The sequence below is a fragment of the Cellulosimicrobium sp. SH8 genome (assembly GCF_025818875.1).
Classification (GTDB): domain Bacteria; phylum Actinomycetota; class Actinomycetes; order Actinomycetales; family Cellulomonadaceae; genus Cellulosimicrobium; species Cellulosimicrobium cellulans_D.
In genome coordinates, this window is the sequence record NZ_JAMXMH010000016.1 from 75,833 (window position 1) to 82,476 (window position 6,644).

General features: G+C 68.1%; 9 protein-coding genes. 8 read left to right on the forward strand and 1 reads right to left on the reverse strand.

What is annotated here, in order from left to right; all coding sequences use genetic code 11:
* The first annotated feature begins 65 nt into the window (after positions 1-65).
* From NF338_RS20445 to NF338_RS20455, 3 genes are all read left to right on the forward strand, one after another.
* On the forward strand, positions 66-770 hold the full coding sequence (locus NF338_RS20445) for an adenylate/guanylate cyclase domain-containing protein (RefSeq protein ID WP_264032427.1): 705 nt from the start codon (positions 66-68) through the stop codon (positions 768-770).
* Positions 752-1,282, forward strand: a complete 531-nt coding sequence (locus NF338_RS20450) for a Pycsar system effector family protein (RefSeq protein WP_264032428.1) — start codon at positions 752-754, stop codon at positions 1,280-1,282. Before NF338_RS20445 ends, NF338_RS20450 begins: the two co-directional genes overlap by 19 nt.
* Before the next feature lie 146 nt (positions 1,283-1,428).
* Positions 1,429-2,484 carry a PDDEXK nuclease domain-containing protein gene (locus tag NF338_RS20455; RefSeq protein ID WP_264032429.1) on the forward strand — a complete coding sequence of 352 codons (1,056 nt, stop codon included), beginning with the start codon at positions 1,429-1,431 and terminating at the stop codon, positions 2,482-2,484.
* 101 nt (positions 2,485-2,585) lie between these two features.
* On the opposite strand, the gene NF338_RS20460 is transcribed toward NF338_RS20455, so the two are convergent.
* Positions 2,586-3,296 carry a hypothetical protein gene (locus NF338_RS20460; protein WP_024839773.1) on the reverse strand — a complete coding sequence of 237 codons (711 nt, stop codon included), beginning with the start codon at positions 3,294-3,296 and terminating at the stop codon, positions 2,586-2,588.
* A gap of 110 nt (positions 3,297-3,406) precedes the next feature.
* On the opposite strand from NF338_RS20460, the gene NF338_RS20465 reads away from it, so the two are divergent.
* The 5 genes from NF338_RS20465 to trxB form a co-directional block, all read left to right on the forward strand.
* Positions 3,407-3,640, forward strand: coding sequence for a hypothetical protein (locus tag NF338_RS20465; RefSeq protein ID WP_024839772.1), 234 nt, complete (start codon positions 3,407-3,409; stop codon positions 3,638-3,640).
* 201 nt (positions 3,641-3,841) lie between these two features.
* Entirely contained in the window at positions 3,842-4,462 is a 621-nt protein-coding gene (locus NF338_RS20470; protein ID WP_264032430.1) for a hypothetical protein, read from the forward strand.
* 316 nt (positions 4,463-4,778) lie between these two features.
* Positions 4,779-4,988, forward strand: a complete 210-nt coding sequence (locus NF338_RS20475) for a hypothetical protein (protein ID WP_024839770.1) — start codon at positions 4,779-4,781, stop codon at positions 4,986-4,988.
* Between the two features lie 91 nt (positions 4,989-5,079).
* The gene (locus NF338_RS20480) at positions 5,080-5,598 is read left to right on the forward strand and encodes a hypothetical protein (protein WP_024839769.1); all 519 of its coding nucleotides are present in this window, start codon (positions 5,080-5,082) and stop codon (positions 5,596-5,598) included.
* 222 nt (positions 5,599-5,820) lie between these two features.
* The coding region (gene trxB, locus NF338_RS20485; protein ID WP_264032431.1) for a thioredoxin-disulfide reductase at positions 5,821-6,644 on the forward strand (824 nt) is incomplete at its 3' end.

Consider the following 6,644-nt stretch of genomic DNA (forward strand, 5'->3'; position numbering starts at 1 on the left):
CGTCCCACGGCGGGGGATGGGACCCGTACCGTCAGGGCTACGAGCCCTACCTGAAGGAGAGCGTCGTGGCAGACGACTTTGACTCCAAGTTGACGAGCATCCTCTACGCGTCCTGGAACATCCAGGATGCGAGAGTGGTCCCCAAGACGGTCGACGTCGTTCAGCGCGATGGAGCCAAGCGGCTCGAGGCGACGTACCTCTACGCGGACATGGCCGACTCGACTCTGCTGGCGAAGAAGTTCCCGCCCGAGATCGCCGCACGCATTGTCCGTGCCTACCTCCGGATCGCCGTTGACTGCATCCGCGCCAAGGGCGGTCACATCCGAAGCTTCGACGGCGATAGGGTCATGGGTATCTTCATTGGCGACCGCAGGCGCAACGATGCTGTAAGTGCTGGGCTCAACATCAGCTGGGTTGTGGAGAAGGAGCTCAACCCGAAGCTCGGGACTCTCCTTTGGAATTCGGTTGACCCAAAATGGCAAGTGAGTCATCGATCTGGGATCGACGACGGCCAGACCTTCATCGTGCGTGGGGGAGCGCGAGACAACAGCGATCTCGTGTCCATTGGAGACGCTCCGAACATTGCCGCGAAGTTGAGTGGGATTCGTGGAGAGTCGGGTAGCATGACGATTACGAGTCGGGTGTACGGCTATCTCTTCGACCACAACAAAATGCATCAGGGTACGCCGATGTGGAAAAAACGGAGCGACTCCTGGGTGGGTCCCCACCGCGTGGACACGTATAGTTGCGGGTGGATGAGGAAGCCATGAGGCGCAGGCATCGGAGCACCGTAGAGGAAGAGCCATCTCAGGGCTTCGAGAACGCGTGGAGAATCCATGAGGCTCAGATGGATTGGACGGGAAAGGTCGACGCCAAGGCTGCGTTCGCTTTGACCGTGCAGGCTGCATTACTTGGCGCGGCCGTTGTCCTGCTGCCAGACATGAACACGTGCGTCGAGTACGTTCTGCTCGGAGTGAGCGTCATTTTTGTGTCCGCTGGGGCAGTGTGCGCGGCTCTGGTCGTTGCTCCTCAACTGCGAAGCAAGAGCCTTGCAAGCGAGTCGGCGTCGAACTTCATTTATTTTGGGCACGTGCGCTTGTGGAAGCCAGAGCAACTGGCACGTGAGATGAGGCGAACTGACTTGACCGAGCAACTGGCCCGTCAGGTGACTGTCATGGCCGACATCGCGTGGAAGAAACACCGCCGTGTTGCGTGGTCCATCTGGCTTGGATTGGTCGGCGGAGCGTTCCTTCTCGCGGCTGCTGCCACATCGAGGATCTAGGGCTGGTGCCGGCGTGCGCTCACGCAGTTCGTGCGAGGTGGTTCGGTCCTCGTCGCAGTAGCGACGCTTCGGCCGTGGCCTACTACCCAGCTGGCGCCACGCATCCGTCGATCGACTTGTGGGTGAGGTGGGGCAGGATGTCGCCCATGGCGTCGGAGAGCGAGCTCGAGCCCGCGGGGTACGCCGAACTCCTGGCAGAGCTGAAGGCGCGGGTGCGCGCGACGCAGTTTCGCGCGGCCCGGGCGGCGAACACCGAGGTGCTGCGGCTGTACTGGTCGGTCGGGCGCGACATCCTCGACCGGCAGCGCCGGGCGGGTTGGGGCAGCAAGGTCGTCACGTCGCTGGCCGCGGACCTTCAGCGGGAGTTTCCCGACCAGCGCGGCTGGTCACGGTCGAACCTGCTGTACATGCGCCGGGCGGCTGAGGCGTGGCCGACGGAGGACGAGTTCGTCCAACGACCCGTTGGACGATTGCCGTGGGGGCACGTCGCGACGCTGCTCGATCGGCTCAAGACGCGGGAGGAGCGCGACTGGTACGCCGCGAGTGCCGCCGAGTACGGCTGGTCGCGGCCGGTGCTCGAGCACCAGATCAAGGCCGACCTGCGACGAGCCCTCGGGGCGGCGCCAACGAACTTCACCGACGCGCTGGACGCCCCGGACTCTGAGCTGGCGCAGCAGCTGGTCAAGGACCCCTACGTGTTCGAGCACCTCGCGATGGTCGAACGGGTGGCCGAGCGCGACGTCGAGCAGGCGCTGATGGACCGCCTGCAGGACACGATGCTCGAGCTCGGGCGCGGGATGGCGTTCGTCGGGCGCCAGGTGCGCCTGACCGTGCCGGACGACGCGAGCGACCGGGTGGACGAGTTCTACGTCGACCTGTTGTTCTTCCACGTCGAGCAGCTGCGTTACGTCGTGGTCGAGCTCAAGATCGGGCCGTTCGAGCCGGCCCACGTGGGCCAGCTCGGCACGTACGTCGCCATCGTCGATGACCAGTTCCGCCGGCCCGAGATCCACGCCCCGACGATCGGGATCCTGCTGTGCACGGGCAAGACCGGCCCGACGGTGCGGTACGCGCTGGCCGGCACCCGGGTGCCGATCGCCGTCGCGGACTACCAGGGTCTGCCCGAGGACGCCCGCGGCGTGCTGCCGAGCGCGGCCGAGCTTGAGGCGGTCATCGAGGACGAGCTCGACCACCGGGGATGAGCGCCGAAACCCCTCCTGACCAGCGCAAACAATAAGCCGATAACATACCTTATGTCACAGTATGACTGTTTACCGCTTCTGCCGACGTCGTTCGGTGCCCGTCACCCGACTAGACGTAGCGGCGCCCGCCGCACCTGCGCGGCGGGCCGTGCCTGGCCCTCGAGGGGGTCGACGAGGAGGCTGCCAGGCGTCGGAAGCGTGAGCGTCCATCGGTCCGTGGTGCCCCGGGCCGTGCGGGCGACGTCGAGCTCGCATCGCCGGAGGTAACCGTCGCCGGCGTCAGTGCCTCCCCAGCGGTGCGTGACGACGTCGAGGCGCACTGCGGCGTGCTCCCACGGGCTGACGGCGACCAGCCCGGAACCGCGCTCTCGCGCCCGGGCGAGCAGCCGCCGGTGCTCGGGCGCCGTGAGCCAGGCGTCCGGGCCGATGACGACGTACGTCATGCCATCGAGCAAGGCGGCGACGACGCCAGCGGGATCGTCCCCGGCGCGCGGCACGAGCGCGACGCGATCGAGCGCCACGCCGGCGTCCGCGGCTGCGAGCATCCCGAGGTCGGGCGCCCCCACCACGGCGAGCCAGTCCGACGACCCTTGCGACATCGCGAGCAGCGCGAGCAGGAGCGACGTCGAGCCCGTCACGACGCTGGCCGCCCCGCGCGGCAGGCGCCCGCCGTCGAGGATCGCGCCGAGCGGCCGCGGAGCGTCGTCAAGGTCGAAGACACCTGGAGTCGACGAGCGCACGCCCGTGCGCAGCTCCGCGCGACGCAGGGTCGCGCGAGCCACCTCGAGCGGGTCGAGAGCGGTCGTCGGCACCCTTTCAGGTTACGCCGCTGTTCGAACGGGTGTTCGAATACGATTGCGTAGTGGGTACTCGTCGACGTCCGCCTCCGGGCGGCTGGCTGTCCGGTATCGAGACGGTCCCGATGCGCGACCACGCTGAGGAAGCGCCCGAGCTCGCACGCCGTGGCGTGACGATCGTGCGCCCGCCCGAGGGCATCCCGGTGCGCGCGTGGATCACACAGCGTCAGAGCGGCGAGGCCCGCGTCGACGGTGAGGCCGTCGCGTGGGCGGGTCGCCAGGTCCACGTGCGCTACCTGTCGAGCGAAGGGCGGGAGGGGTGGGCATGGCTGTGGGCCGACGCCGTCGAGCGGCGTTGAGCACCGGCGCGATGTGCCTCGGTCCCAGGGGAAATCGGGCGTCCTCACTGGGCGGGCGTCGGCGGGGCGGCTCGGCGTGACCGTCGACTCCGTGGGATCCCCCGCCCGCCGTCCGCCCGACGTAATCGTCAGGTGCTCTGGTGCCAGATTCGGTGCCAAGGGCTGCGGCCGTCAGTCGGCGAATGGTGGAACGATGCACCGGTGACCGAAGACGCTCGAACGGCGATGCTCGCCGGCATTGGCGCTGTGGCCATGGACAGCGCTCAGGCATCCATGGCGCTGCAGCAGGTCGCCGAGTCCGTTACCGGCACGGGCCTGGTGCACTTCACCCTTCAAGACATGACGCTCGGGTCGCAGGTCAAGCAGGTCAAGACTTGGGTGAGCAAGGCGGGCACGAACGAGTGGATCAGGCACCCATACGTCCACGAAGGCACGCGCGAGATGATCCTCTCCTCCCTCGGCGACCTCGCCTGGCTCGTGTCGTTGCGGAACCGCGTGGTGCACGACGTTTGGGAGGCGGTCCCAACAGACGGGCAGCCAGACGCCATCCGCGGCAGCGCCGCCGCTCGATGGGGCTCACGTTCCGATGTGGAGACGACCGTGGCTTCGCTGCGTGTGCTCGCCGGCACGTTCTACCTTTCCGCGTGCTTTCTTAGCCACGTCCCAATGGCCCTGATCGAGCACAGGGAGCACGGCGACGATCCGTACCGCGGGTCAGGCGTGATCGGAGCCACGAGGCGCTACCACCGCGACCTGACGGCGCGGGTAGCGGCCATGCGCGCCGGCACGTTCGACGGTTGGCGGTGGCCACAGGGCCGCTGATCTCGGCCGCGGGCCCAGAGCTGACCGCCGAGGCTCGGCGACGTCTACGCAACCGAGGCAAGGTGCCTGTGCAGGGTGTCTCGGGAGATACCACCGCGCGCACCCGCGACGCCCGCGAGACTGGCCGCCGGCCAGCGCTACGCGCGCCGCGGCGATGCGGTCCTGGGTCATGGCGCTCGGGTGATCGGTTCTGCGGCGCCGCCCTTGGCGGGAGTTGCTCGAGCCATCGTTCGGCAGGTCGGGGCGGTCGACATGTGGGCGACGGGTGGGATGCTCTCGTTCCAACGGTTCGTACTGCGACGAGAGGAACTGCGCCATGGCGAGCTTCAAGTTCGACAGCAAGGGCCTGGCCGACCTGCAGAAGCACATGGAGCAGCAGCTGAAGAAGGCTGAGGTCGAGGCGAACAGGGCGGCTGCACGCGAGTCGACGCCTGAGGCCAAGGCTCGAGCCTTCGCGCGGGTCCTGCGCAAGTACGGGGTCGAGAACGTCAACGAGGCCGAGCTCCGCAAGAAGTTCAGTCGCTGACCCCGCCCTCGCCCGCCGGGGTGTCGTTCGGCGTCCGTACCCTTGCGGCGTGCCTACCAGCGTGTCGGACCGCTCCCTACGAGGCGGCCACGTGTTCGTCGACGAGAGCAAGAAGCAGGACTACCTGCTCGTCGCCGCCGTGATCATCCCCGGCGAGCTCGCGCTCGCGCGCAAGACGGTGCGCGGTCTGCAGAAGCCCGGCCAGCGCCGGCTGCACATGGTCAAGGAGTCTCCGGCGCGTCAGCACACGATCCTCTCGACACTCGGCACGCTGGGCGCACAGGTCACGATCTACCAGGCTGGGGTGGGGTACCGCACGAACATCGAGCGGCGCGGAGCCTGCCTTGAGCGGCTAGTCGAGGACATCGCGACGGCGGGCTGCGCTCGGTTGATGCTTGAGAGTGAGCAGGGCGAGGAAGAGCGCGACCGGCGGCTGCTGTATCGCGAGACGGGCCGGCGTGGGTGCCGCGACTCGTTGGCGTATGACCACGCGACCGCGGCCGTAGAGCCGCTGCTGGCGATCCCGGACGCGATCGCGTGGGCGTGGGCTCGTGGTGGTGACGCGCGTCGTCGTGCCGAACCGCTGGTCGCGGACGTCGTCCGGCTCTAGACAGCGCGAAACCCGAGCGCCACAACCGTCCGGAAGGGTCTCGGGTTCACTTCTCGCCGCTATTGCGGTGAGCTGGCTCAATCTTAGGCACCCGTGTTGCGCGCGCGCAACGAACCGCCGATCCCGGCGAGGTGATCTTGGGCGGTCTCCCCTGCCAAGGCTGTCGGTGGTCGAGGCTGCTCGGCCTTGCGCGGCTATATCGACGAGTGTCAACATAGACGCATGTCGATACAAGACGTGGTGATCGTGGGTTCGGGGCCGGCGGGGTACACCGCGGCGATCTACGCGGCGCGCGCGGGCCTGGCCCCGCTCGTGCTCGCGGGCTCCGTGACCGCCGGCGGTGCGCTGATGAACACGACCGACGTGGAGAACTTCCCCGGGTTCCCCGACGGGATCATGGGCCCGGACCTCATGGAGAACATGCGCAAGCAGGCCGAGCGGTTCGGCGCGCGCATCGAGTGGGACGATGCCACGCTGCTCGACCTCGAGGGCCCCGTCAAGACCGTCGTCACGGGCAACGGCGAGACGTACCGCGCTCGCGCCGTCATCCTCGCGACCGGGTCCGCGTACCGCGAGCTCGGCCTGGACGACGAGAAGCGCCTGTCCGGCCGCGGCGTGTCCTGGTGCGCGACGTGCGACGGCTTCTTCTTCCGCGACCAGCACATCGCGGTCGTCGGCGGCGGCGACTCGGCGATGGAGGAGGCCACGTTCCTCACCCGTTTCGCCGAGAAGGTGACGCTGGTGCACCGTCGCGACGAGCTGCGCGCGTCGAAGATCATGGCCGACCGCGCGCTCAACGACCCGAAGATCGAGTTCGCCTGGAACAGCGAGGTCGCCGGGATCGAGGGCGACAAGAAGGTCGAGGGCGTGACGCTGCGCGACACCGTCACGGGTGAGGAGCGCGAGCTCCCCGCCACGGGCCTGTTCGTCGCGATCGGTCACGAGCCCCGCACCGAGCTCGTCAAGGGGCAGATCGACCTGGACGACGAGGGCTACATCCAGGTCGTCGGGCGCACCACCGCGACCAACCTCGAGGGCGTGTTCGC

Excerpts from the sequence above, each read along its gene's own strand:
- NF338_RS20455 (WP_264032429.1), top strand. The coding sequence starts at position 1,429 with ATGGCGTCGGAGAGCGAGCTCGAGCCCGCGGGGTACGCCGAACTCCTG.
- NF338_RS20465 (WP_024839772.1), top strand. The coding sequence starts at position 3,407 with ATGCGCGACCACGCTGAGGAAGCGCCCGAGCTCGCACGCCGTGGCGTG.
- NF338_RS20475 (WP_024839770.1), top strand. The coding sequence starts at position 4,779 with ATGGCGAGCTTCAAGTTCGACAGCAAGGGCCTGGCCGACCTGCAGAAG.